Genomic DNA, 24,508 nt, shown 5'->3' on the forward strand with positions numbered 1-24,508 from the left:
GTCTCGGGACGGGGAAAGTCTGTGCAGCTCAGGGGCAGGAAGCGGGCGACCGCCGCCGCGGTGGCCGTGATCGGGACGTTGCTGGGCGGCGCCGTCGCGGACGCGCCGCCCGGGGCCTTCGCGGTGGCGGGCGCGCCGGTGGTCCCGGCCCGCGAACCGGCCCCCGCGGCGGGCCGGGGCGCCGCCGCCGCGCCCGCCGGCGCCGCAGCGCCCGTCGCCGTCGCCGGTCCCGCCGCCGTCGCCGACCCCGGCGCGGAGCCCGTGCGCGCGGCCGCCGAGGGGCCCGCCGTGTGGCCGCGGCCGCAGTCGATGACCGCCGATCCCGCACGCGAGGTGCCGCTGGGCGCGGAAGCGGTGCTGGTGGCCCCGGCGGACGCGGATCCGTACGCGGTCCAGGTCGTACGGGACGCCCTGCGCCGGGCGGGCGTACGGACGCTGCACGAGCGCGCCCCGGGGGCGCCGCTGCCCGAACACGGCACCGTCGTACGGCTCCAGGGCCAGGGCGCCGAGGACGCGCTGCGGGAGCTGGGCGCGGCCGGGGCGGGCGACCTGCCGGACGGCGGATACCGGCTGGCCGTGGGGCGGCCCGGCGGCCGGGACACGGTCGCGCTGGCCGGCGTGGGCGCCGACGGGCTGTTCCACGCGGCGCAGACGCTGCGCCAGTTGCTGGCCGCCGGCGGGCAGAAGATGCCGGGGGTCCGGGTGCGGGACTGGCCGGCCGCTCCCGTGCGCGGGATCACCGAGGGCTTCTTCGGGCGGCCGTGGACGCAGGAACAGCGCCTCGCGCAGGTGGACTTCATGGGCCGCACCAAGCAGAACCGGCTGCTGCTCGCCCCGGGCGACGACACGTACCGGACGACGGACTGGCGCCGGGAGTACCCGCGCGAGCAGCGCGAGGAGTTCCGCGCGCTGGCCGAACGGGCCCGCGCCAACCGGGTCGTGCTGGGCTGGGCGGTCACCCCCGGTCAGTCGATGTGCCTGTCGTCGGCGGCCGACCGTACGGCGCTGGCGCGCAAGGCGGACGCGATGTGGGAGCTGGGCTTCCGGGCGTTCCAGGTGCAGTTCCAGGACGTCAGCTACACCGAATGGGGCTGTCCCGCGGACCGCGAGCGGTACGGCAAGGGCCCCGCGGCGGCCGCGAAGGCGCACGCGGAGGTCGCCAACGGCCTGGCGGAGCACCTGGCGGCGCTGCACCCGGAGTCGGCGCCGCTGTCGCTGCTGCCCACCGAGTTCTACCAGGCGGGGGCCACCGCCTACCGCACGGCGCTGGCGGGCGCGCTCGACCGGCGGGTGGAGGTGGCGTGGACGGGCGTGGGCGTGGTGCCCCGCACGATCACCGGCCGGGACCTGGCCGGAGCCCGCTCGGCGCTCGGGCACCCGCTGGTCACCATGGACAACTACCCGGTGAACGACTGGGACCCGAAGCGGATCTTCCTCGGCCCCTACACGGGCCGCGAACCGGTGGTGGCGGGCGGCTCGGCCGCGCTGCTGGCCAACGCCATGCCGCAGGGCGCCCTGTCCCGCGTCCCGCTCTTCACGGCGGCGGACTTCGCGTGGAACCCGCGCGGCTACCGGGCGTCGGAGTCCTGGGCGGCCGCGGTGCGCGAGCTGGCCGGAGCCGACCCGCGGACCCGCGAGGCGGTGGCCGCGCTGGCCGGGAACACCGCCTCCTCGGGCCTGAAGCAGGAGGAGTCGGCGTACCTCAGGCCGCTGGTCGAGCAGTTCTGGGCGGCCCGCGCCACGGGGGACCCGGCGGCCGGGGAGGAACTGCGGAAGGCCTTCACGGTGCTGCGCGAGGCCCCCGCAAGGCTCCCGTTCCTGGCAGGCGAGGCGGGGCCCTGGCTGGACCGGCTCGCGCGCCACGGAACGGCCGGCGAGCTGGCGGTGGATGTCCTGCGGGCGCAGGCCCGGGGCGACGGGGCGGCCGCCTGGCAGGCCTCCCGGGCCCTGGCGGACGCCCGCGCGGGCCTGGCGCGGCCGGGCGCGGCCGCCGTGGACGGGGCCGTGCTGGACCCGTTCCTCGAGAAGGCGGCGGCGGAGGCGGACGCCTGGACGGGCGCGGTCCGCCCTACGGGCACCGTCACGGAGGATCCGGGCGCCTGGACGGTGTGGCTGGACGGCACGCGCCCGGTCGCGGCGGTGACGGTGATGACGGACCCGCTGCCGGCGGGCCTGCGGGGCGCGGCGGTGGAGGCCCACGTACCGGGCGAGGGCTGGCGCAAGGTCGGCGACGCGGCGCCCTCGGGCTGGACCCAGGTGGACACGGCGGGCCTGCGCGCCGACGCGGTACGCCTGTCCTGGGCCGGGGCGGCCCCGGCGGTGCACCGGGTGGTCCCGTGGCTCGGGGACGGCCCGCAGGCCCGCTTCGAGCTCGGCGACGGCGGGGCGGCGGACGTGGAGATCGGCGGCGCCCCGCGGCGGGTCACGGCCGAGCTGTCCGCCCTGGGACCGGGCGAGGCCCGGGGTGCGCTCGCGGCGCGGCCCCCGGCGGGCATCGAGGTGCGCCTCCCGCAGCACGCGGTGGCCCCGCGCGGCGGCCGGGCGTCGATCCCGCTGGAGGTCGTCGTGGCGGCCGCGACCCCGCCCGGCAGCTACCAGGTCCCGGTGACCTTCGGCGGGGAGACCCGGACCCTGACCGTACGGGCCGTGGCCCGCACCGGCGGCCCGGACCTGCTGCGCGGTGCGCGGGCGGGCTCCTCGGCCGACGAGACCCCGGACTTCCCGGCGGCGGCGGCCGTGGACGGCTCCCCGGCCACCCGTTGGTCCTCGCCCGCGGTGGACGGGGCGTGGTGGCGGGCGGAGCTGGCGGCCCCGGCCCGGGTGGGCCGGGTGGAGCTGCACTGGCAGGACGCCCACCCCGCGTCCTACCGGGTCGAGACCTCCGCGGACGGCGTCACCTGGCGGACGGCCGCGGCCGTGGCGGACTCCCGGGGCGGGGCCGAGTCGCTGCGCGTGGACGCGCCGGACACGCGCTTCCTGCGCGTCACGTGCGACACCCGGGCGACGCGGTTCGGGTGCAGCCTCTGGTCGGCGGAGGCCTACGCGGTCCAGCCCTGAGCGGCGCGGCCCTCCGCGCCCGGGGGGCGGCTATGACGCCGCGACCCCGATGCCGACGCCGATGCGTTCCAGCGCGTCCTCGGCCCCGTACGGCTGGAGGTACGGCATCCACCGGGGGTCCCGGTGACCGGTGCCGATGATCCGCCAGGCCAGGCCCGACGGCGGGGCCGGCTGGTGGCGCAGCCGCCAGCCGAGCTCCAGCAGGTGCCGGTCGGCCTTGACGTGGTTGCAGCGGCGGCACGCGGCGACGACGTTGTCCCAGGCGTGCTGGCCGCCCCGGCTGCGCGGGATGACGTGGTCGACGCTGGTGGCGACCGCGCCGCAGTACATGCAGCGGCCGCCGTCGCGGGCGAACAGCGCGCGCCGGGTGAGCGGGACGGGGCCCCGGTAGGGCACGCGGACGAAGCGCTTGAGCCGGACCACGCTGGGAGCGGGGACGGCTCGCGTCGCGCTGTGCAGAAAGGCGCCGGATTCTTCCAGGGAGACCGCTTTGTTCTCCAGGACGAGGACGAGCGCGCGGCGGAGCGGTACGACGCCGAGCGGCTCGTACGACGCGTTGAGGACCAGGACGTGCGGCACGGACTGCCTCCTTGTACGCCGGCGGCGCGTGGCTCGCGCCGGGACGATCTGCTCTCCAGTCTCTCCTTATGCCTGGTCGAAGCGCCACCACGCGCCCGTAACGGGTCCGGGGTGTTTTCAACCACACCCCTTTCCTCCCCGGGTGAGCCTGGTCTCTCCCTCGAACACGGGACGGGGCCGGGGGTAATGCCCCGTTAGGGTGGTTGGTCTGCCCGCACACCCGCCCCGGACGCCGTCCGGGAAGGGACCCCCCGGCGGGCAGGCCGCGATACCTGGAGGTTCCCGCCGTGCCCTGGCCCGCCGCCCTGCTGCCGCTCGCAGCCGACACCCCGGACGCGTCCACGACGCTCAAGGAGACGCACGAGAGCGTCACCGAGGCCGCGAGCTTCATCGAGGAGAACTGGGCCGACTGGCTGTACCTGGGCCTGAGAATCCTGCTGATCATCGTGATCGCGGGGGCGTTGCGGTCGGTGGTCCGCAAGTCGCTGACCAAGCTGATAACGCGGATGAACCGCGGTGCCGAGGCCATGGAGGGCATGGCCCTGGGCGGGCTGCTGGTCAATGCCGAGCGGCGCCGCCAGCGTTCCGAGGCGATGGGCTCGGTGCTGCGCTCGGTGGCCTCGTTCCTGATCCTCGGCACGGCCGGGCTGATGGTGCTCGGGGCGCTCGACATCAACCTGGGACCGCTGCTGGCGAGCGCCGGTGTGGCCGGTGTCGCGATCGGTTTCGGCGCCCGGAACCTGGTGACGGACTTCCTCTCCGGCGTGTTCATGATCCTGGAGGACCAGTACGGCGTCGGGGACAAGATCGACGCGGGCGTGGCCTCCGGCGAGGTCATAGAGGTCGGCCTGCGGGTGACCAAGCTGCGCGGGGAGAACGGCGAGATCTGGTACGTGCGCAACGGCGAGATCAAGCGGATCGGCAACCTCAGCCAAGGCTGGGCGACCGCGACGGTCGACGTCCAGGTCAAGCCGACGGAGCACCTGCCGCGGATCCGCGAGGTGGTCCAGGAGGTAGCCGACGGCCTGGCGAAGGAGTCGCCGTGGGACGAGCGCCTGTGGGGTCCGGTGGAGGTACTGGGCCTGGACGAGGTGCTGCTCGCGTCAATGACCGTGAAGGTGTCGGCCAAGACCATGCCGGGCCAGCAGTTCGCGGTGGAGCGCGAGCTGCGCTGGCGGATCAAGGAGGCCTTCGACGCGGCGGGCATCCGCATCGTCGGCGGGCTGCCGGACGGGGACGACGAGGACGCCCCGGCCGACCCGTCGGCCGCGGTCGCCGCTCCCTCGGCGCTGGCGAACCCGACGTCCCCGCAGTCGCTGGCCACCGCCCCGATACCGCCGCAGAGCCCGTCCGGCGCCCCGAGGATCACCAAGTAGCCGGCCGCCCCCGAAGGCACCCACCGGGTCCGTCCGCCCCGCTTCCGCCGCCCCGCAGGATTTTTCCTGCGGGGCGGCGGCATTGACACGGGTCGAACCACGATAGGAAACTTACCTAACAGTTCATCTCGGTGAGGGAGAGACCGCGACATGCCCGCCGCCACGCCCGGAACGCCCAGCCTCCTGCGCGCCATGAACGACCGGGCCGCCCTCGAACTCCTGCTGGCCCACGGCCCGCTCTCGCGGACCCGGATCGGCCACCTGACGGGCCTGTCCAAGCCCACCGCCTCGCAGCTGCTGGCCCGCCTGGAGGCCGCCGGGCTCGTCGTCGCCACCGGAACCGACGGCGGCCGCCCCGGACCCAGCGCCCAGCTGTACGCCGTCAACCCCCGGGCGGCGTATGTGGGCGGCCTGGACGTCACCCCGACGCGCGTGCTGGCGGCCGTCGCCGACCTCACCGGCACGGTGGCCGGCACCCACGAGGTCCCGTACGCCGAGGGCGCCGGGGCCGTCGACCAGGTCTGCGAGGCGCTCGGCGGCGCCGTCAAGGCGGCCGGGCTGCACCGCTCGGACCTGCACCGGGTGGTCATCGCCACCCCGGGCGCCTTCGACCCGCAGACCGGCCGGCTGCGCTACGCCAGCCACCTGCCCGGCTGGCACTCCCCCACCCTGCTCGACGACCTGGCGGCGGCCCTGCCGATGCCCGTCGAGTACGAGAACGACGTCAACCTCGCCGCCGTCGCCGAGCAGCGCCTCGGGGCGGCCCGCGGCCACGAGGACTTCGTCCTGCTGTGGAACGAGGAGGGGCTCGGCGCCGCCCTCGTCCTCGGCGGCCGGCTGCACCGCGGCTGGACCGGCGGCGCGGGCGAGGTCGGCTTCCTGCCCGTGCCCGGCCATCCCCTGGTCCGCCAGGTCACCCGGGCCAACTCGGGCGGCTTCCAGGAGCTGGCCGGCCACCAGGCGCTGCCCCGGCTGGCCGCGGAGCTCGGCGTCGAGGTCCCGCCCGGGCCCGCGCCCGACGGCCCGTACCCCCCGCAGGTCGCCGCCGCCGTCGCGCTGCTCGCGCGGGCCGCGGACTCGCCCGAAGGGCCGTACCTGGCCTTCCTCCAGGCGTACGCCACCGGGCTGGCCACCGGTCTGGCCTCGCTGGTCGCCGTACTGGACCCGGAGATCGTGGTGCTGTCCGGGTCGGTGATCGCCGCGGGCGGTGAACCGCTGCGCGGCCTGCTGGAGGCCGAGCTCTCCGAACTGGCCCCCTCCCGCCCCCGCCTGGTCGCCGGCCAGGTGCGCGAACGGCCGGTGCTGCACGGCGCGCTGGAGAGCGCGCTCGCCGCCACCCGCGACGCGGTCTTCGACACCTCCCGCTGACCGGGGCCGACCGGGGGCCGCCGGAAGCCGGAAGCCCTCCCCCCGCACCTCCCGCACCCGCCCTGGCACCCCTCCCGGAAGTTCCTCCCGTAGAGAGCGAGCACCGCCATGCCCAGAACCGGACGCCTGACCACCGCGGCCACCCTCCTCGCCGCGATATCCGTACTCGCCACCGCCTGTACGGGCCAGAGCGGGAACGCGGCCGCCGACGACCCGGCGAAGGACGTCACCCTCTCCTTCTGGCACGGCTGGTCCGCGCCGAGCGAGGTCATGGCGATCGAGGAGAACATCGCGCGGTTCGAGAAGGCCCACCCGAACATCAAGGTCAAGGTCACCGGCAACATGACCGACGACAAGGTCAACCAGGCCCTGCGGGCGGGAGGGGACGGCGCCCCCGACGTGGTCTCCTCCTTCACCACCGACAGCGTCGGCAAGTTCTGCAACTCCGGCGCCTTCGCCGACCTGAACCCCTTCCTGGAGAAGTCCGGGATCGACAAGGCGAAGGTCTTCCCCAAGACCCTGCTGGAGTACACCCAGTTCAACGGCAACCAATGCACCCTGCCGCTGCTGAACGACGCGTACGGGCTGGTCTACAACAAGACCGCCTTCGCCGCCGCCGGCATCACCGAGCCCCCGAAGACCTGGAGCCGGTTCACCGAGGTCGCCCAGAAGCTGACCAAGCCCAAGGGGGACTCGTACGAGCAGGTCGGGCTGATGCCCACCTTCCACGGGTACGAGACCAAGCCGACCCGCCTCGCCGCCCAGTGGGGCGCGAGGTACTTCGACGCCGACGGCAAGGCCGGCCTGGCCAAGGACCCGGCCTTCACGAAGATGCTCACCGCACAGAAGGACCTGGTCGAGAAGCTCGGCGGCTACGAGAAGCTGGAGAGGTTCCGCACCACCTTCGGCGACGAGTGGAGCGCCGAACACCCCTTCCACCGGGGCCAGGTCGCCATGCAGATCGACGGCGAGTGGCGGGCCGCGATGGCGAAGGAGGCGGGGGTCGGCTTCGAGATCGGCACCGCGCCGCTGCCCGTGCCCGACGACCAGGCCGCCGACTACGGCAAGGGCTACCTCTCCGGCACGATCATGGGCATCGCCTCGGTCGGCACGAAGCAGAACGCCGCCTGGGAGCTGGTGAAGTACATGACCACCGACACCGAGGCGGTGGTGGCCTTCGCCAACGCCATCCACAACGTGCCGTCCACGCTGGCGGCCCTGGAGTCGCCCGCGCTGGAGCTGACCCCGGAGTTCAAGACCTTCGTCGACATCGCCCGGCACCCGAAGTCCAGCACCACGCCGGCCCAGGCGGACGGCGGCACCTACCAGCTGACCTTCGAGGACTTCGCGTACGGGGCCGAGAAGGGCGCCGTCGCCGACATCACGGCCGGCCTCGCCAAGGTCGACCAGCAGATCGACACGGACATCGCGAAGGCGAAGTAGCCCGATGACCGCCGCCGCCGCACCCACCGCGGCCCATACCGCCCCGGACGGGGCCCCCGACCCGGCCGCGCGGGCGAGGCGCCGGAGGTCCGCCCTGCGGACCGCGGCCTTCATGTCCCCCTGGCTGATCGGGTTCGCGGTCTTCTTCGCCTACCCGCTCCTGTCCACCGTGTACTTCTCCTTCACCAAGTACGACGGCTTCCGGCAGCCCGTCTTCAACGGGCTCGACAACTGGTCGTACGTCTTCACCGACTCCCCCGCCTTCTGGCCGGCGATGCGCAACACCCTGTGGCTCGTCGTGGTCATGGTCGGCTGCCGCGTCGCCTTCGGCCTCGGCATCGGCCTGCTGATCACCAAGATCAAGACCGGGACCGGGATCTTCCGGACCCTCTTCTACCTGCCCTACCTGGCCCCGCCGGTCGCCGCCACGCTGGCCTTCGTCTTCCTGCTCAACCCCGGCACCGGACCCGTCAACACCGTGCTCGATGCGGTGGGACTGCCCACCCCCGGCTGGTTCACCGACCCGAGCTGGTCCAAACCCGCGCTCACCGCCCTCGCCCTGTGGGGCGTCGGCGACCTGATGGTCATCTTCATGGCCGCCCTGCTCGACGTGCCCAAGGAGCAGTACGAGGCCGCCGAGCTGGACGGGGCCGGCTCCTGGGCGCGCTTTCGCCACATCACCCTGCCGAACATCTCCCCGATCGTCCTGTTCGCCGTCGTCACCGGGGTCATCCAGGCCATGCAGTACTACACCCAGCCGCTCGTGGCCGGGAAGGTGGCGGCCGGGGTGATCGGCGGCTCGGGCCAGCAGTTCGAGCCCGGCTACCCAGACAAGTCCACCCTGACCCTGCCGCAGCTCGTCTACAACCTCGGGTTCCAGCGCTTCGACTACGGCACCGCCTGCGTCATCGCGCTGGTCCTGTTCACCCTCTCCATGGCCTTCACCGCGCTCCTCATGCGCCGCCGTGGCGGACTGATCGGAGCCGGTGAATGAGCACGCGCAGCCGCAAGGCCGTACTGCACTGGGTCGGTGTGCACTCCCTCGGCGTGGCCGCCGCCCTGTTCTTCGTCCTCCCGTTCGTCTTCCTCCTGCTGACCTCCCTGATGGGCGACCGGCAGGCCCTGACCCGCGACCTGTGGCCGGACACCTGGGAGTGGGGCAACTACGCCGCGGTGTGGAACACCCCCGGCTTCCTGACCTGGTGGCGCAACACCCTGCTGTACGCCGGGCTCGGCACCCTGCTGACCGTGGTCTCCTCGGTGCCCGTGGCCTACGCGCTCGCCAAGTTCCGCTTCCGCGCGCGGCGCCTGTCGCTGATGCTCGTGATCGCCATGATGATGCTGCCGCCGCAGGTGGTCGTCATCCCCATGTACCTCTTCTGGGCGAAACAGCTCGGCCTGACGGGCAGCCTGTGGCCGCTGATCATCCCGATGGCCTTCGGCGACGCCTTCTCCATCTTCCTGCTCCGCCAGTTCCTGCTGACCATCCCCGACGAGTACCTCGACGCGGCCCGCGTCGACGGCTGCGGCGAGCTGCGCACCCTGCTGCGCGTCGTCCTGCCGATGGCCAGGCCCGGCATCGCGGCCGTCGCCCTGTTCCAGTTCTTCTACGCCTGGAACGACTACTTCGGCCCGCAGATCTACGCCTCGGACAACCCGGCCGCCTGGACCCTCAGCTACGGGCTGGAGTCCTTCAAGGGCGCCCACCACACCAACTGGAACCTGACGATGGCCGCGACCGTACTGGTCATGGCACCGGTGATCGTCCTCTTCTTCTTCGCCCAGAAGGCGTTCGTCGAGGGCGTCACCCTGACCGGAGTGAAAGGCTGATGACCATGAAACTCGCAGTGGTGGGCGGCGGTTCCACCTACACCCCCGAGCTGATCGACGGATTCGCCCGGCTGCGCGACACCCTGCCGGTCTCCGAGCTGGTCCTGATCGACCCGGCCGCGGAGCGGCTGGAACTGGTCGGCGGCCTGGCCCGGCGGATCTTCGCCCGGCAGGGGCACCCCGGGCGGATCACCACCACCTCCGACCTCGACGCCGGGGTCGAGGGCGCCGACGCGGTGCTGATCCAGCTGCGCGTCGGCGGCCAGGCCGCCCGGCTCCAGGACGAGACCTGGCCGCTGGAGTGCGGCTGCGTCGGCCAGGAGACCACCGGCGCGGGCGGCCTCGCGAAGGCCCTGCGCACCGTCCCGGTGGTCCTGGACATCGCCGAACGGGTGCGCCGGGCCAGCCCGGACGCCTGGATCATCGACTTCACCAACCCGGTCGGGATCGTCACCCGGGCCCTGCTGCGGGCCGGGCACAAGGCCGTCGGACTGTGCAACGTCGCCATCGGCTTCCAGCGCAAGTTCGCGGCCCTGCTCGACCTCGCGCCCGCCGACATCCACCTGGACCACGTCGGGCTCAACCACCTCACCTGGGAACTGGGCGTCCGCCGCGGCGGCCCGGACGGCGAGGACCTGCTGCCGCGGCTGCTGGCCGGCCACGCGGACGCGATCGCCGGGGACCTGCACCTGCCGCGCGCCGTGCTGGACCGGCTCGGCGTGGTGCCCTCGTACTACCTGCGGTACTTCTACGCGCACGACGAGGTCGTCCGGGAGCTCGGCTCCAAGCCCTCGCGGGCCGCCGAGGTCGCCGCGATGGAACGCGAACTGCTCGCCCTGTACGGCGACCCCGCCCTGGACGAGAAGCCCGCGCTGCTGGCGAAGCGGGGCGGCGCCTTCTACTCGGAGGCGGCCGTGGACCTGGCGGCCTCCCTGCTGGGCGACGGCGGGCCCGCCGTGCAGGTGGTCAACACCCGCAACAACGGCACCCTGCCGTTCCTCCCCGACGACGCGGTCGTCGAGGTGCAGGCCCGGGTGGACGGCTCCGGCCCGGTACCGCTGGCCGCGCCCCGGCTGGACCCCCTGTACGCCGGGCTCGTCGCGCACGTGACGGCGTACGAGGACCTCGCGCTGGACGCGGCGGTCCGCGGCGGCCGCGAGCGGGTCTTCAAGGCACTGCTGGCGCACCCGCTGGTCGGCCAGTTCGACCGGGCCGAGGCGCTGACCGACCGCCTCCTCGCGCACAACAAGGAGCACCTGGCATGGCTGTGACCCTCCCCGCGGTGCTGGCGATCGACGCGGGCAACAGCAAGACGGACGTGGCGCTGATCGCCCCGGACGGCTCGGTGACGGCCACCGGGCGGGCCGGGGGCTTCCAGCCGTTCCTGACGGGCGTGGCCGCGGCCGTCGACGTGCTCGCCGAGGCTATGGCCTCCGTCGGGCTGGACCACCGCGGGGAGGGCGGTACCGGGCCGTGGGCCGAGTACGTGTCGGCCTGTCTGGCCAACGCCGACTTCCCGGTGGAGGAACGGGAACTGGGCCACGAGATCCGCCGCCGCGGCTGGGGCCGCGTGACGGCGGTGCACAACGACACCTTCGCGCTGCTGCGCGCCGGACTGCCGCCGGGCGCCGAGCCGCGCGGCGTCGCGGTGGTGTGCGGCGCCGGCATCAACTGCGTCGGGACGACACCGGACGGGCGGACCGCGCGCTTCCCCGCGGTCGGGCGGATCTCCGGCGACTGGGGCGGCGGGGGCGGCCTGGCCGAGGAGGCCCTGTGGTTCGCGGCCCGGGCCGAGGACGGGCGCGGCGAGCCGACCGAACTGGCCCGGGCGCTGCCCGCGCACTTCGGCCTCACCTCGATGTACGCGCTGGTGCAGGAACTGCACCTGGGCCGCGTCCCCGCCGAGCGGCGGCACGAGCTGACCCCGCTGCTGTTCGCGGTGGCGGCGGCCGGCGACCCGGTGGCGCTGGCACTGGTGCACCGGCAGGCGGACGAGGTGGTGACCATGGCGACGGTGGCGCTGCGCCGGCTGGACCTGCTGGACGAGGAGGTGCCCGTGGTCCTCGGCGGCAGCGTGCTGGCCGCCCGCCACCCGCAGTTGAACGACCGGATCGCCGCGGGCCTCGCCGAACGCGCCCCGCGCGCCCGGATCTCGGTGGTCACGGCGCCCCCGGTGCTCGGGGCCGCGCTGCTGGGCCTGGACGCGCTCGGGTCCGCGCCCTTCGCCCACAGCAAACTCCGCGCCCGTTTCGGGTGAACCCGCCCGAACGGGCCGCCTGTCTGGAACCGTGGCGGTCGTAGGGACGTTTTGACGGTCAAGGGGCGAAGGGGACGCCCCCGGGGACGTATCGCCCAAGATCGACCACCGGTGCTGTGGCCGGCCGTCGCTACGTCCATACTGCTGCGCAGGCTCCCGGCCACATCCGGGGGAGCACAGACCGAGGGGGAGCACGGTGGCCATCACGACACGCGCGCCCGCGCCGCCGGGCGGTCACGCCGGGGCGCCCGGCGGGCCGCCGGGGCGGGGCACCGCATGGGCCGAGGGCGTGGAGCGGCTGCGCGCGGCCGCGACGACCGAGCCCGGCCGGCTGCGGATCATCGGAGCCGCGGTGGCCGCCCTGATCGTGCTGTTCGGCACGGTGAGCGTCTGGGAGATGTCCGGCCGGGTCGGTGCCGCCGAGGACGTCGTGGGCCGCAGCCAGCCGCTGAGCGCTGACGCGGCCAGCATCTACCGCTCCCTCGCGGACGCCGACACGACCTCCTCCAACGGATTCCTCGCGGGCGGCCAAGAGCCGCGCGAGGTCCGCCAGCGGTACGAGAAGGACATCGCCAACGCCTCGAAACTGCTCGTGAGCGCGGCCGCCAACACCCGGGTCGACGAGGAGTCCCGCGCGCAGATCTCCCTGCTGAGCGAGGGTCTGCCCCGCTACACCGGGCTGATCGAGCAGGCCCGCGCCACGAACCGGCAGGGCCTGCCGCTGGGCGGCGCCTACCTCCGGTACGCCAACGAGCAGATGACCACCCAGCTGCTGCCCGCCGCCCAGCGGCTCTACGAGGCGGAGACCCGGCGGCTCTACACCGACCACGACGAGGCCCGGTCCTGGCCGCTGGCCTCCATCGGCACCGGCCTGCTCGCGCTCGCCGCCCTGCTGTGGGTGCAGCGGCGCAACTACCGGCGTACGAACCGGGTCTTCAACCACGGGCTGGTCACCGCGACGGCGGCCTCGCTGGTGGTGCTGCTGTGGCTGGTCGTGGGGCACACGGTGGCCCGGTCGGACCTGAGCCAGGCACGGGCGGACGGACAGGAGTCGCTGAAGGTCCTCAACGACGCGCGGATCGCCTCCCTCCAGGCACGGGCCGGCGAGAACCTGACGCTGATCGCGCGCGGCGCCGTACTGGCCGAGGACAAGAAGTCCGACAAGTACGACGTGGACTTCACGCACAACATGAAGCAGCTGGACAGCGGACTGGCGGCGGCCCTGCGGCTGGCCGACGACGACGCGGGCCGGGGGCCCCTGAGCCGGGCGGCGGACGGCGTGGAGCAGTGGAAGGCGCGGCACGCGGCGGCCCGGGAGTCGGACCTCAAGGGGGACTACGCCGCCGCCCGGGACCAGGTCGTCGGCAACGACGCGCAAAAGGAGAGCAGCGGCGCCGCCTTCGACACGGTGGACGCCTCCCTGGCACAGACGGTGGCCCACGAGCAGCGGGAGTTCACCCGGGCGGCCCGGGACGGGCTCGGCGCCCTGGACGGTTTGATGACGGGCGCGGCGGCCCTGGCGGCCCTCGGCGCGGCGGCGGCGCTGCTCGGTATCGGGCGCAGGCTTTCGGAGTACAGGTGAGAGCGATGCGGATACGAGCGGAACGCGCCCCCAGGGCGAACGGAGCCGGCGCGGACCACGGGGTCCCGGCGGAACCGGGCGGGGCCGGCGGCCTCCGGCGGGCCACCCGGCGCCTGCGCGGCTGGGGCGGGGTCAGCGCGATGGCCGCCGCCTGCGCGGTGACGGCCGCGGCCGTGCTGCTCCCGCTGGCCCAGGCCGCCCCGGACACCGGCCGCCCGGCCGCGGTCGGGCCCGCCTCGCCGGCTGTGGCCCCGGCCGCGCCGGCGGACACCTGCCAGAACCCGGAGGCGAGCCTGCGCCCGTCCGCCGTGGACGGGGCGACCATCGCCCGGATCAAGGCGGCGGGCAAGCTGGTGGCGGGCGTGGACCAGAACAGTTTCCGCTGGGGGTACCTCAGCCAGTCCCGCGGCGGTGTCCTCGACGGCTTCGACATCGACCTGGTCAGGGCCATCGCCAAGGACATCCTCGGCGACCCGGACGCGGTCATATACCGGGCCATCCCCACGAGCCAGCGCGTCCCCGCGCTCCAGGAGGGGCGCGTCGACGTCGTCGTGCGGACCATGACGATCAACTGCAAGCGCCTGGAGGACGTCGCCTTCTCGACGGCCTACTTCGAGGCCGGACAGCAGGTGCTGGCCCCCAAGGGGTCGCCGATCACGGGCTACGACACCTCGCTGAAGGACAAGCGGATCTGCTTCGCGGCCGGTTCCACGGCGGAGGCGACGCTGACGGCCCAGTCGTACGGCTCGGTGCCGGTCACCGTGCCCAACCAGCTGGACTGCCTGGTGCGGCTCCAGCTGGGCGAGGTCGACGGCATCGTCACCGACAACGCGCTCGCGGCCGGCCAGGCCGCGCAGGACCCCTCGGTGCAGCTGGTCGGCTCGCCCTTCACCCGCGAGTTCTACGGCGTGGCGATGAACAAGGACGCCTCCGACCTCGTCCGGCGGGTCAACAAGGTGCTGGAGGACTACCGCGCGGGCGGCGCCGGCAGCCCGTGGATGACCTCGTACGGGGTGCACCTCAGGGCCGTGCTGCCCAACGTGGGCGGACCGCCCGAGCCCAAGTACCGGGACGGCTGAGGCCGGTGGCGGAGTCGGGGTCGGAGTCACGGCAGCGGGCGCGGTCGGGCGGCGCGGAGTCGGGGGAGGCGGGATCGGCGGTGATGGACCGGGACGACGTCGACCGTGCGCTGGCCCGGCTGGGCGCGGAGCACGAGGCCGTGGAGAGCTCGCTGCTCGCCCTCCAGGACCACTCCGGCCGCCGGCTGCTGGAGGGAGCCGCGCTGACCGGGCTCACCGCGGAGCGCTGGGCGGCCGCCGACGCGGACATCACCCGGCTGTGGAGGTACTTCGACGCCTACAGCGGGGCCCTGGCCGCCGCCCGGGAGATCCGCGAGCGGCGTCGCTGGCCGAATCGCGAGGAACTGTCCGAGCTCACCGAGCGCCTGCGCGGGCCCGGGGTGCTGATCGCGGGGGCCGCGGTGGAGGGTTCCCCGCTGGCGGAGCGGTTCTCGCTCGCCGAGCTGGTGGCCCGGATGAACGGGCTGTACGCGCGTTCGCTCGACGTGGTGGTGGCCGCCGACGCGGTGTGGTCGGCGCTGCCCGCCCGCATCGACCTCCTCGCGGCCGAGCTGCACCGCACCCGCTCGCTGGCCCACTCGGTGGGCGTGCGGCCGGGCGAGCACCCCTCCGGCGATGACCTGGAGGACATCACGGCCGAGCTGACCGGGCTGCGGGCGCGGGTGATCGAGGACCCGCTGGCGTTCTGGCTGCCGGTCGCGGGGAGTTCCGCGCCCGGCGGCGGCCGGCCCGACACCGGGCGCTACGACCGCGCGGCGCTCGCGCTGGAGGACGTACGCCGGGAGGTCGAGGCCGTGCTGGACGTACGGCAGGACTCCGAGCGGCGGCTGATCAGCCTGCGGGACGTGCTGTCGCGGGCGGACCGGACCCTCGCCGAGGCGCGGACCGCGCGCGGCGAGGTGCTGGCGAAGATCGCCGCGTCCGAGGTGCCCGCGGTGAGCGGCCCGCCCACGGCGCTCCAGGAGCAGCTCGCGGCGGCGGCCGAGCACCGGCGCCGGTCCCGGTGGCACCGGCTCTCGCCGCTGCTGGAGTCGCTGGAGGAGCGGGCCGAGGAGGAACTGCGCCGGGCCCGTGAGTCGCTGACGGCGGTGACGGCCCCCCTCGCGGTCCGGGCCGAGCTGCGCGGGCGCCTCGACGCGTACAGGGCGAAGGTGGCCCGGCACGGAATGGCGGAGGACCCGGTGCTGATCGAGCGGTACGACACGGCCCGGCGGATGCTGTGGAGCGCGCCCTGCGATCTGCGGGCCGCCGAGTTGGCGGTCCTGCGCTACCAGCAGGCGACGGCCGAGTCACTGGCGCCACAGCAGCCCCTGGGGCCGCAACAGTCCCTGGGGCCGCAACAGACTTCAGGGCATCAACAGTCTCCGGGGCCTCAGCAGCCCCTGCCGGATCACCACTGGCCCGCCGGGCCGGGGAAGGAGGACGCATGAGCCTGACCGGAACGATGTGCGTTCGCCCCGGCTGCCCGGGGACGTACGAGGACATGGGCGGCGGCGAGCTGTACTGCGACACCTGCGGGCTGGCGCCGGTCGGCGCGGTCGCCGCGGGGGCCGAGGAGCTGCTCTCGCCGCCGACGGGGATGACCAGCGCGGCGAAGGGATCGCTGGGCTCCGGCGGGTCCCGGGGATCGGCGGGCTCGCAGGGCTCCCACGGCTCGGCGCGGTCGTCCGGGTCGGCGCGGTCCTCGCGCTCGTCCCGTTCGTCGCAGTCCCGGCGCTCCGTGTCGGGACGGCTGTCACGGGCGCTGTCCGGGACCGCCTCCACCCGGTCGGTGTCGGTCCGCAGCTCGGGCTCGGCGCCCTCGTCCTCGGGGCGCGGCCGGCTCGGCGCCGGACTGGTGACGATGCCGGAGGTGCCGCGTCCGGACCCCTCGGCGGCGGTCCTGGAGAACCCGGAGGTGCCGGAGCGCAAGCGGTTCTGCTCGCGTTCGGACTGCGGGGCCCCGGTGGGGCGTTCCCGGGGCGAGCGGCAGGGCCGGACGGAGGGGTTCTGCACCAAGTGCGGGCACCCGTACTCCTTCGTGCCCAAGCTGCGCGCGGGCGACGTGGTCCACGGCCAGTACGAGGTGGCGGGCTGCCTGGCGCACGGCGGGCTCGGCTGGGTGTACCTGGCCGTCGACCGCGCGGTCTCGAACCGGTGGGTGGTGCTCAAGGGCCTGCTCGACACCGGGGACCAGGACGCGATGGAGGCCGCGATCTCCGAGCGGCGCTTCCTCGCGGAGATCGAGCACTCCAACATCGTGCGGATCTACAACTTCGTGGAGCACCTCGACCAGCGGACCGGTTCGCTGGACGGGTACATCGTCATGGAGTACGTCGGCGGCAAGTCGCTGAAGGAGATCGCCAACGAGCGGCGCCGGCCGGACGGGCGGCGTGATCCACTGCCGGTGGAACAGGCCTGCGCGTACGGGATCGAGGCGCTGGAGGCGCTCGGCCACCTGCACAGCCGCAACCTCCTGTACTGCGACTTCAAGGTCGACAACGCGATCCAGCAGCAGGACCAGCTGAAGCTGATCGACATGGGCGCGGTCCGGCGGATGGACGACGACGAGTCGGCCATCTACGGAACCGTCGGCTATCAGGCGCCGGAGGTCGCCGAGGTGGGCCCGTCGGTCGCGTCCGACCTGTACACGGTGGCGCGGACGCTGGCCGTCCTGACCTTCGACTTCCAGGGCTACACCAACGTGTTCGTGGACTCGCTGCCGGACCCGGAGCACATCGAGGTGTTCGGGCGGTACGAGTCCTTCTACCGGCTGCTCGTCCGGGCCACCGACCCCGATCCGGGGCGGCGGTTCGCGTCCGCGCAGGAGATGGCGGACCAGCTGACGGGCGTGCTGCGGGAGGTGGTCGCGCTCCAGACGGGCCGGCCGCGTCCGCAGCTGTCGACGCTGTTCAGCCCGGAACTGCGGGTGCCGGACACCCGGCTGTTCGCGGACGAGGCGGGCCTGGAGGTGTCGCACCTGGGCGTACGGCCGGCGGCCGCCCGGCGGCGCGGCCCGTTCGGCCGCGGCGCCGCGGGAACGGGCGCCGCGGGAAGCAGTGTCGCGGTCAGCGGTGTCGCGGGAGCCGGCGCCGGTGTGTCCGGCGGCATCGGACCGGTCGTACCCGGCGTGTCCGGGGCCGTCCCGTACGCCGCCGCGCCCGGCGTCGTTCCGCCACCCGGTCCGGCGGCGCCCGGGGTGCTGCCGTACCCGGTGGCGGGTCCCGCCGCGGGCCACGGGCCGGGGAGCCACGGTGTGGCGGGCCGCGGGCCGGCGGCTGCGGCCGCCCCGCCCGCATCCCGGCCGTACCCGCCGGCGGGCGTCGCTCCGCCCGGCGGCGCCCGCATCCGGCCCCGGACCCGCCCCGGCGGTGTTCGCGGAGTCCCGGACGGCGGGCCTGGCGCGGCTCGACGCGCGGGGCACGGCGCTGGCCCTGCCGGTGCCGCTGGTGGACCCGGCCGATCCCAACGCCGGTTTCCTGGCCGGTCTGCTCGCCTCCGCCCCGGCCGACCTGCTCGGCGCGCTGGGCTCGGCGCCCGCCGACTCGGCCGAGCTGCGGCTGCGCGAGCTGCGGGCCCGGCTGGAGCTGGGCGAACTGTCCGTCGCCGGGAACACCCTGGCGGAGCTGGAGGACCGGCACCCGGACGACTGGCGGGTGGTGTGGGCGCGCGGCATCGCCTCGCTGGCCGCCGGTGACGACGAGATAGCGGCCCTGTCCTTCGACGCGATCTACGACGCCTTCCCGGGCGAACCCGCGCCGAAGCTCGCCCTCGGGCTGTGCGCGGAGGTCCTCGGACAGTTGGACAACGCCGCCGAGTACTACCGGCTGGTCTGGATCACCGACCCGGGTTTCGTGAGCGCGGCCTTCGGGCTGGCCCGGGTCCAACTGGCCGCCGGAGACCGGGACGGGGCCGTGCGCACGCTGGAGTCCGTGCCGGAGGCGTCCATCCACTACACCGCCGCGCGGGTGGCGGCCGTACGCGCACGTCTGCGCGACCGGTCGCCGCTGGAACCGCTGCTGGCCGATCTGCGGGCCGCCTCCGACCAGGTGGAGGCGTTGCGGCGGTTCGGGCTGGACCCGGAGCGCCACGAGCGGCTGACGACCGAGGTTCTGGGCTCGGCCCTGGACTGGGTAGTGTCTGGTAGCCGGGGTTCCGACCCCGGCCGGACCTCGCTGCTCGGCAGTCAACTCGACGAGCGCGGACTGCGCTTCGGACTGGAGCGCTCGTACCGCGTCCTCGCCCGGCTGGCACAGCGGGGCGAGGAGAGGATCGAACTGGTGGAGCGGGCAAACCGTTTCCGTCCCCGGACGTGGGTGTGATTGATGTCGATGCATCGGCTGTCGGGCTGCCCTGGCTGCGCGGAACCCCTGGAGGACGGTGACCGCTTCTGCGGCGTCTGCGGCTACGCCGTCACCGCCCCTCCCCCGGCTCCGGCCGCGGACCACCCGACCATCCCGCTCCCGCCGTCGCCGGGCGGGGTTCCCGCGCCCGCCCCGGCCCCGGCCCCGGCCGGCGACGGCTACGACGCGGCCGAACCGGCTCCCGGCTGGGGCAGCGTGGCCTCGGCCGCGCCGACCCTGGTCGGCGACCCCGCGGACTGGGCCGTCGCCCCGCCGGACCCGGGCACCCCGTACGGCACCGGCGGCGAGCCGGCGTACGGCACCCCGCCCGCGCCCCCCGCGCCCCCCGCGGCGGCACCGGCACCCGCCGCCCGGTACGGCCACCCCGGGAGACCCCCCGGGGAGCCCGGGGACGCCGGGGACACCGGCCCGGAGTCCTCCGCCGGCCCGGCGGAGGAACACCACCGGTACGACGGCCCCCAGGCCACCCCGCAGGGCGCGACCTCCGGGCACGAGGGCTCGTACGCCGCGCCGCGGGGGACGGACCCGGGCCACGGGGACCCGTACGGCACCCCGCAGGGCGCCGGCCAGGGCGGCGACGGCACACCGCCCGAGGGGACTCCCGCCGGCGGGAAGACCTGCGTCGCCTGCCGGGCGGGGCACGTGGACACCGACGGCTACTGCGAGCACTGCGGGCACGCCCAGCCCCGGGAGCGGGACCACCAGGAGGAGGAGCTCGGCAGCGTCGCCGCCGTCAGCGACCGGGGGCTGCGCCACCACCGCAACGAGGACTCATTCGCCGTGGCGGCCACCGCCCTGCCCGACGGCTCCGCCGCCACCGTGGCCATCGTCTGCGACGGCGTCTCCTCCGCGAGCCGCCCCGACGAGGCGTCGGCGGCCGCCGCCGCCGCCGCGAACGAGGCCCTGCTCGACGCGCTGCCCCGCGGCGCGCACCCCCAGGAGGCCATGCACGAGGCGATCCTGGCCGCGGCCACCGCGGTGAACGCGCTGGCCCCGGAGACGCCGGGCGCGCAGAACGCCCCCGCCTGCACCCTGGTCGGCGCGGTCGTCAGCAGCGGGCTGCTGACCATCGGCTGGGTGGGCGACAGCCGCGCGTACTGGGTGCCGGACGACCGGGCCGCCCTGCCCCGCCGCCTCACCGAGGACGACTCCTGGGCGGCGCAGATGGTCGCGGCCGGCCTGATGGGCGAGGCCGAGGCCTACGCCGACGTCCGCGCGCACGCGATCACCGGCTGGCTCGGCGCCGACGCGTACGACCTCGAACCGCACACCGCCACCTTCAAGCCGGACCACCCCGGCGTGGTCGTCGTCTGCACCGACGGCCTCTGGAACTACGCCGAGTCCGCCCGGGACATTGCCCGGGTGCTCCCCGCGGACGCCGCCGTCCGCCCCCTGCACAGTGCGCAGGTGCTGGTGGGGCACGCGCTGGACGGCGGTGGCCATGACAACGTCACCGTGGCCATCGTGCCGTTCGCGGCGCTGCCCGAGCCCCGACCGGAACCGGGAGCCGGACCCGAAGCGGAACCGGAACCACGCGCGCAGGCCTGACCAGCCCGCCCGAGCCTTCTAGGAGACCGACCGATGGCGAACTTCGCCAAGCCGAGCGCCCCGCGCTTCACGCTGGAGGTGTACCAGAACGAGTTCCTGCCCGAGGGCGGGCGGGACGTCCACGCCATCGTCACGGCCACCTCCACCGGCGGGGCCACGGCCACCCGTGCGTCGGCCCTCCAGGGCACGGCAGCCGTCGTGATCATGGTCGACTGCTCGGGGTCGATGGAGTACCCGCCCGAGAAGATGCGCGGGGCCCGCGAGGCCACGGCCGCCGCCGTGGACACCCTGCGCGACGGCACCTCCTTCGCCGTGATCGCCGGCACCCACGTGGCCAAGGAGGTCTACCCGGGCCAGGGCCGCCTCGCCGTCGCCGGGCCGGCCACCCGCGCCGAGGCCAAGGAGGCGCTGCGCGGCCTGAGCTCGGGCGGCGGCACCGCCATCGGCACCTGGCTGCGCCTCGCCGACGGCTTGCTGCGCCAGTCCGCGGCCGTCATCCGGCACGGCATCCTGCTCACCGACGGCCGCAACGAGCACGAGGAGCCGGCCGTGCTGCGCGCCACCCTCGACGCCTGCGCGGGCCGTTTCACCTGCGACGCCCGTGGGGTCGGCACCGACTGGGAGGTCAAGGAGGTCACCCAGATCGCGAGCGCGCTGCTCGGCTCGGCCGACATCGTGGCCGACCCGGCGCACCTCGCCGGGGACTTCACGCACATGATGGAGAACGTCATGGGCAAGGAGGTCGCGGACGTCGCGCTGCGCCTGTGGACCCCGGTCGGCGTGGAGATCCAGTACGTCAAGCAGGTCGCGCCCGCGGTCCAGGACCTGACGGACCGCCGCACCGAGGCCGGCCCGCGGGCCGGCGACTACCCGACCGGCTCCTGGGGCGACGAGTCCCGCGAGTACCACGTGTGCGTGCGCGTCCCGAGCGCCTCCGTCGGCCAGGAGATGCTCGCGGCCCGCGCCACGCTCGTCCTGCCGGGAACGGCCGGCGAGCCGGCGACCGTACTGGCCCAGGGGCTGGTCCGGGCGGTGTGGACGGACGACCTGGCGGCGTCGACCGCCATCAACCCCCAAGTCGCTCACTACACCGGGCAGGCGGAGCTCGCGCAGGCTATCCAGCAGGGCCTGGAAGCCCGCAAACTGGGCGATGTCGACGGCGCCACGGCCAAGCTCGGCCGGGCGGTGCAATTGGCGAGCGTGTCCGGAAACGCCGACACCGCGAAGCTTCTGTCGAAGGTGGTGGATGTCGTGGATGCGGTGGCGGGTACTGTGCGGCTGAAAGCCAGGGTCACCGACGCCGACGAGATGACTCTCGAAACCCGGTCGACCCAGACCGTCCGAGTGAAGAAGACCTGAGAAGACCTGACGTGATGACGCAGGGAGAAGAAGGGGGAAGCGCCGCCATGCCGACCTGCCCGAACGGGCACCAGTCCGCCTCCGACGACTGGTGCGAGGTCTGCGGCCACCGCATGGCTGCCCGGGAGAGCGCCCCCGCCGCGCCCTCCTACGGCTACGGCTACCCTCCGACCGCCGGTGAGCCGACCGCCCAGGCCGAACTCTGCCCGCAGTGCCGCACCCCGCGCGAGGCCATGGCCCCGTTCTGCGAGGAGTGCCGGTACAACTTCCTGACGCGTACGCCGACTTCGTACGCCCCGCCCGCCACCCCGGACCAGGGGCCGCAGGGCCAGGGCTCACACGGCCAGGGCCAGGGCTCACACGGCCAGGGCCAGGGCTCACACGGCCAGGGCCCTCAGGCCAACACCCCCGGTCCCGGCGTCACGCCCCTCCCGCCGCCGGCGCCGCCCGCGCAGCATCCCGGCGCGTACTCCCAGGACCACTTCGAGTACCAGGGCTCGCGGCCCTCCCGGGTCAACCGCGGGGCCGAGCCGCTCCAACGCGAGGACGACTGGCTGCTCCCCCCGCCCGCGCACGAGCCGCAGCAGGAGTACCAGCAGGCTCCGCAGCAGCACCAGTACCAGCAGCAGCCCCCGCAGCAGGAGTACCAGGAGTACCCGCCGCAACAGCACCAGCCGCAGTACCAGCAGCACCAGCCCCACCCGCCGCAGTCCTTCGCGCCCCAGGGCGGCGGCTCCTGGTCGGCGACGATCGGCCCGGACCGCTCGTACTTCATGGCGATGATGCAGCGCAGCGGCCCGGAGGCGGCCGCGCTCAACCTGCCCGCGTACTCACCGGAGCAGCACCTCCCGCTGTCCGGCGGCCAGATCACCATCGGCCGCCGCCGCGCCTCCACGGGCGAGGCGCCCGACATCGACCTGTCGGTGCCCCCGGAGGACCCGGGCGTCTCCCACCAGCACGCGGTCCTGGTCCAGCAGCCGGACCTCAGCTGGGCGGTGGTGGACCAGAACTCCACCAACGGCACCACGATCAACGGCGGCGAGGAGCCGATCCAGCCCTACGTCCCCGTCACGCTCGCGGACGGGGACCGCGTCCACGTCGGCGCCTGGACCACGATCACCGTCCGCCGCGGCTAGACAACGGCCTCACCCCCGCCGGACGACCCCAGGGGCCACACGTACGGGCCCCCGGGGTCGTCGAGCCAGGACCACTGGCCCTCCGCGGTGACCGTGACGCCGAAGCGTTCGCGGGCCGGGCGGTCCTCCCGCCGCCAGAGGTCCAGGGCCTCGCGGGGGTGCAGGACCCCCGCGGTCAGCACCAGCAGGAACTGGAACCGCTCGTTGTCCACCAGGTCGTACGGGTCCCCGTACGCAGTCCCGGTCGGCGCCGCCGTGGCGCCGCGCAGCGGGACGAAGTAGGCCGGGGTCTGGAGGAAGCCGCCCTCGGCGAAGTCCGCGTCGCGGACCGTGAGCGCGATCAGGCCGGTCGCCAGCGGGGCCAGGATCCGCGCCCCCGGCCGGCACTGGCCGAGCCAGGCGTACGGGACCAGCGGCAGCGTACAGGTGGCCATGATCCGGTCGAACGGGGCCCGGGAGGGACATCCGCGCGCCCCGTCGCCGGTGACGACGGCGGGCCGGTAGCCGAGCCGGGCCAGATGGGCCCGTGCGGACTCGGTGATCTCCTCGTCGAGGTCCACGGTGGTCACGAGGTCCTCGCCGAGCCGGTGGCAGAGCAGGGCGGCGTTGTATCCGGTGCCCGCGCCGATCTCCAGCACGTTGTCCCCGTCGCGCACCCGGAGCGCCTCCAGCATCCTCGCCATCAGGGACGGCTGGCTGCTGGAGGAGATCAGCTCGCCGTCGCGCAGCCGGGTCGCGAGCGGGGCGTCGGCGTAGACCCCGCGCAGCCAGCGGGCCCGCTGCCTGGGGTCGGGATCCTCGGACCAGAGGCGTTCGTGGCCCGCGCCGCGGCCGGTCCAGAAGTAGGGGACGAACACGTGCCGGGGCACCGCGGTGAACGCCGCCCGCCAGTCCGGATCGTCCAGCGCTCCGGCGGCGGTCAGCTCGCGGACCTGGGCGGCGTGCGCGGCCTCCCGCAGATCGCGGGCCCCGGGACCCGCGGTGTGTGCGGCCATGCCTCCACTGTCCTGCGCGGGACGCCGGCGTGCGACCGCTCGGGGATCCTGCCTGGGAATCCGTCGGGGGCTGCGGGGGATCCGTCGGGGGTCCTAGGACCCCGGTCCTCCGTCCGGGCGTCTGAGACGATGGTCGGGTGAATGAGATTCCGCGGGGCACGCTTCAGGAGCAGACCTTTTACGAGCAGGTCGGCGGCGAGGAGACCTTCCGCCGTCTCGTCCGGCGCTTCTACCAGGGGGTCGCGGAGGACCCTCTGCTGCGCCCGATGTACCCGGAGGAGGACCTGGGGCCCGCCGAGGAGCGGTTCACCCTGTTCCTTATGCAGTACTGGGGCGGTCCGACGACCTACAGCCAGCACCGGGGCCACCCGCGGCTGCGGATGCGGCACGCGCCGTTCCAGGTGGACGCGGCGGCGCACGACGCCTGGCTGAAGCACATGCGGGTCGCGCTGGACGAGCTGGGGCTGGCCCCGGAGCACGAGGCGCAACTGTGGAAGTACCTGACGTACGCGGCCGCGTCGATGATCAACACCGCCGACTGAGGCGCATTCCGTAC

The 24,508-nt window shown here is 74.6% G+C and carries 17 protein-coding genes and 1 pseudogene; 16 read left to right on the plus strand and 2 right to left on the minus strand.

The genetic code is table 11. The features are described from left to right. The first annotated feature begins 21 nt into the window (after window positions 1-21). Window positions 22-3,057 carry a beta-N-acetylglucosaminidase domain-containing protein gene (locus tag OTB16_RS04950; protein WP_267718620.1) on the plus strand — a complete coding sequence of 1,012 codons (3,036 nt, stop codon included), beginning with the start codon at window positions 22-24 and terminating at the stop codon, window positions 3,055-3,057. Window positions 3,058-3,087: 30 nt separating this feature from the next. Here the strand turns inward: OTB16_RS04950 and OTB16_RS04955 are convergent, their stop codons facing one another. After that, entirely contained in the window at window positions 3,088-3,636 is a 549-nt protein-coding gene (locus tag OTB16_RS04955; protein ID WP_267718621.1) for an HNH endonuclease, read from the minus strand. Window positions 3,637-3,923: 287 nt separating this feature from the next. On the opposite strand from OTB16_RS04955, the gene OTB16_RS04960 reads away from it, so the two are divergent. The 14 genes and pseudogenes from OTB16_RS04960 (at window position 3,924) to OTB16_RS05025 (ending at window position 22,957) form a co-directional block, all read left to right on the plus strand. Beyond that, the gene (locus OTB16_RS04960; RefSeq protein WP_267718622.1) at window positions 3,924-5,012 is read left to right on the plus strand and encodes a mechanosensitive ion channel family protein; all 1,089 of its coding nucleotides are present in this window, start codon (window positions 3,924-3,926) and stop codon (window positions 5,010-5,012) included. A gap of 150 nt (window positions 5,013-5,162) precedes the next feature. After that, window positions 5,163-6,380 (plus strand): ROK family transcriptional regulator, encoded by a 1,218-nt coding sequence (locus OTB16_RS04965; RefSeq protein ID WP_267718623.1) that lies wholly within the window; start codon window positions 5,163-5,165, stop codon window positions 6,378-6,380. Between the two features lie 108 nt (window positions 6,381-6,488). Next, window positions 6,489-7,823, plus strand: a complete 1,335-nt coding sequence (locus tag OTB16_RS04970; protein ID WP_267718624.1) for an ABC transporter substrate-binding protein — start codon at window positions 6,489-6,491, stop codon at window positions 7,821-7,823. A gap of 112 nt (window positions 7,824-7,935) precedes the next feature. Beyond that, window positions 7,936-8,817 carry a carbohydrate ABC transporter permease gene (locus OTB16_RS04975; RefSeq protein WP_267718800.1) on the plus strand — a complete coding sequence of 294 codons (882 nt, stop codon included), beginning with the start codon at window positions 7,936-7,938 and terminating at the stop codon, window positions 8,815-8,817. Then, on the plus strand, window positions 8,814-9,653 hold the full coding sequence (locus tag OTB16_RS04980; RefSeq protein ID WP_267718625.1) for a carbohydrate ABC transporter permease: 840 nt from the start codon (window positions 8,814-8,816) through the stop codon (window positions 9,651-9,653). The genes OTB16_RS04975 and OTB16_RS04980 overlap by 4 nt, the downstream gene beginning before the upstream one ends. 5 nt (window positions 9,654-9,658) lie before the next feature. Further along, the gene (locus OTB16_RS04985) at window positions 9,659-10,924 is read left to right on the plus strand and encodes a 6-phospho-beta-glucosidase (RefSeq protein ID WP_267718626.1); all 1,266 of its coding nucleotides are present in this window, start codon (window positions 9,659-9,661) and stop codon (window positions 10,922-10,924) included. Continuing rightward, a complete protein-coding gene (locus OTB16_RS04990) occupies window positions 10,915-11,910 on the plus strand; it encodes an N-acetylglucosamine kinase (protein ID WP_267718627.1) in 996 nt (331 codons plus the stop codon). The genes OTB16_RS04985 and OTB16_RS04990 overlap by 10 nt, the downstream gene beginning before the upstream one ends. Window positions 11,911-12,112: 202 nt before the next feature. Continuing rightward, window positions 12,113-13,492, plus strand: a complete 1,380-nt coding sequence (locus OTB16_RS04995; protein WP_420717631.1) for a hypothetical protein — start codon at window positions 12,113-12,115, stop codon at window positions 13,490-13,492. A gap of 140 nt (window positions 13,493-13,632) precedes the next feature. Beyond that, window positions 13,633-14,571 carry a glutamate ABC transporter substrate-binding protein gene (locus OTB16_RS05000; RefSeq protein ID WP_267718803.1) on the plus strand — a complete coding sequence of 313 codons (939 nt, stop codon included), beginning with the start codon at window positions 13,633-13,635 and terminating at the stop codon, window positions 14,569-14,571. Between the two features lie 83 nt (window positions 14,572-14,654). Next, window positions 14,655-16,001, plus strand: coding sequence for a hypothetical protein (locus OTB16_RS05005; protein ID WP_267718628.1), 1,347 nt, complete (start codon window positions 14,655-14,657; stop codon window positions 15,999-16,001). Continuing rightward, a pseudogene (locus tag OTB16_RS05010) lies at window positions 15,998-18,872 on the plus strand (serine/threonine-protein kinase). Before OTB16_RS05005 ends, OTB16_RS05010 begins: the two are co-directional and overlap by 4 nt. 3 nt (window positions 18,873-18,875) lie before the next feature. Next, window positions 18,876-20,462, plus strand: coding sequence for a protein phosphatase 2C domain-containing protein (locus OTB16_RS05015; protein ID WP_420717618.1), 1,587 nt, complete (start codon window positions 18,876-18,878; stop codon window positions 20,460-20,462). A gap of 33 nt (window positions 20,463-20,495) precedes the next feature. Further along, complete coding sequence (locus OTB16_RS05020) at window positions 20,496-21,821, plus strand: VWA domain-containing protein (protein WP_267718629.1); 1,326 nt, start codon at window positions 20,496-20,498, stop codon at window positions 21,819-21,821. Window positions 21,822-21,835: 14 nt separating this feature from the next. Continuing rightward, a complete protein-coding gene (locus OTB16_RS05025; RefSeq protein ID WP_420717619.1) occupies window positions 21,836-22,957 on the plus strand; it encodes an FHA domain-containing protein in 1,122 nt (373 codons plus the stop codon). Here OTB16_RS05025 and OTB16_RS05030 read toward each other — a convergent pair. Then, the gene (locus OTB16_RS05030) at window positions 22,954-23,952 is read right to left on the minus strand and encodes a methyltransferase domain-containing protein (protein ID WP_267718630.1); all 999 of its coding nucleotides are present in this window, start codon (window positions 23,950-23,952) and stop codon (window positions 22,954-22,956) included. The two genes, OTB16_RS05025 and OTB16_RS05030, sit on opposite strands and share 4 nt — an antisense overlap. A gap of 137 nt (window positions 23,953-24,089) precedes the next feature. On the opposite strand from OTB16_RS05030, the gene OTB16_RS05035 reads away from it, so the two are divergent. Next, window positions 24,090-24,494 carry a globin gene (locus OTB16_RS05035; protein WP_267718631.1) on the plus strand — a complete coding sequence of 135 codons (405 nt, stop codon included), beginning with the start codon at window positions 24,090-24,092 and terminating at the stop codon, window positions 24,492-24,494. Window positions 24,495-24,508: the final 14 nt, after the last annotated feature.

Source organism: Streptomyces antarcticus (assembly GCF_026627255.1).
Taxonomy (GTDB): Bacteria; Actinomycetota; Actinomycetes; order Streptomycetales; family Streptomycetaceae; genus Streptomyces; species Streptomyces antarcticus.

Excerpts from the sequence above, each read along its gene's own strand:
- OTB16_RS04965 (WP_267718623.1), top strand. The coding sequence starts at position 5,163 with ATGCCCGCCGCCACGCCCGGAACGCCCAGCCTCCTGCGCGCCATGAAC.
- OTB16_RS04970 (WP_267718624.1), top strand. The coding sequence starts at position 6,489 with ATGCCCAGAACCGGACGCCTGACCACCGCGGCCACCCTCCTCGCCGCG.
- OTB16_RS04975 (WP_267718800.1), top strand. The coding sequence starts at position 7,936 with ATGTCCCCCTGGCTGATCGGGTTCGCGGTCTTCTTCGCCTACCCGCTC.
- OTB16_RS04980 (WP_267718625.1), top strand. The coding sequence starts at position 8,814 with ATGAGCACGCGCAGCCGCAAGGCCGTACTGCACTGGGTCGGTGTGCAC.
- OTB16_RS04985 (WP_267718626.1), top strand. The coding sequence starts at position 9,659 with ATGAAACTCGCAGTGGTGGGCGGCGGTTCCACCTACACCCCCGAGCTG.
- OTB16_RS04990 (WP_267718627.1), top strand. The coding sequence starts at position 10,915 with ATGGCTGTGACCCTCCCCGCGGTGCTGGCGATCGACGCGGGCAACAGC.
- OTB16_RS05000 (WP_267718803.1), top strand. The coding sequence starts at position 13,633 with ATGGCCGCCGCCTGCGCGGTGACGGCCGCGGCCGTGCTGCTCCCGCTG.
- OTB16_RS05005 (WP_267718628.1), top strand. The coding sequence starts at position 14,655 with ATGGACCGGGACGACGTCGACCGTGCGCTGGCCCGGCTGGGCGCGGAG.
- OTB16_RS05015 (WP_420717618.1), top strand. The coding sequence starts at position 18,876 with ATGTCGATGCATCGGCTGTCGGGCTGCCCTGGCTGCGCGGAACCCCTG.
- OTB16_RS05020 (WP_267718629.1), top strand. The coding sequence starts at position 20,496 with ATGGCGAACTTCGCCAAGCCGAGCGCCCCGCGCTTCACGCTGGAGGTG.
- OTB16_RS05025 (WP_420717619.1), top strand. The coding sequence starts at position 21,836 with ATGACGCAGGGAGAAGAAGGGGGAAGCGCCGCCATGCCGACCTGCCCG.
- OTB16_RS05030 (WP_267718630.1), bottom strand. The coding sequence starts at position 23,952 with ATGGCCGCACACACCGCGGGTCCCGGGGCCCGCGATCTGCGGGAGGCC.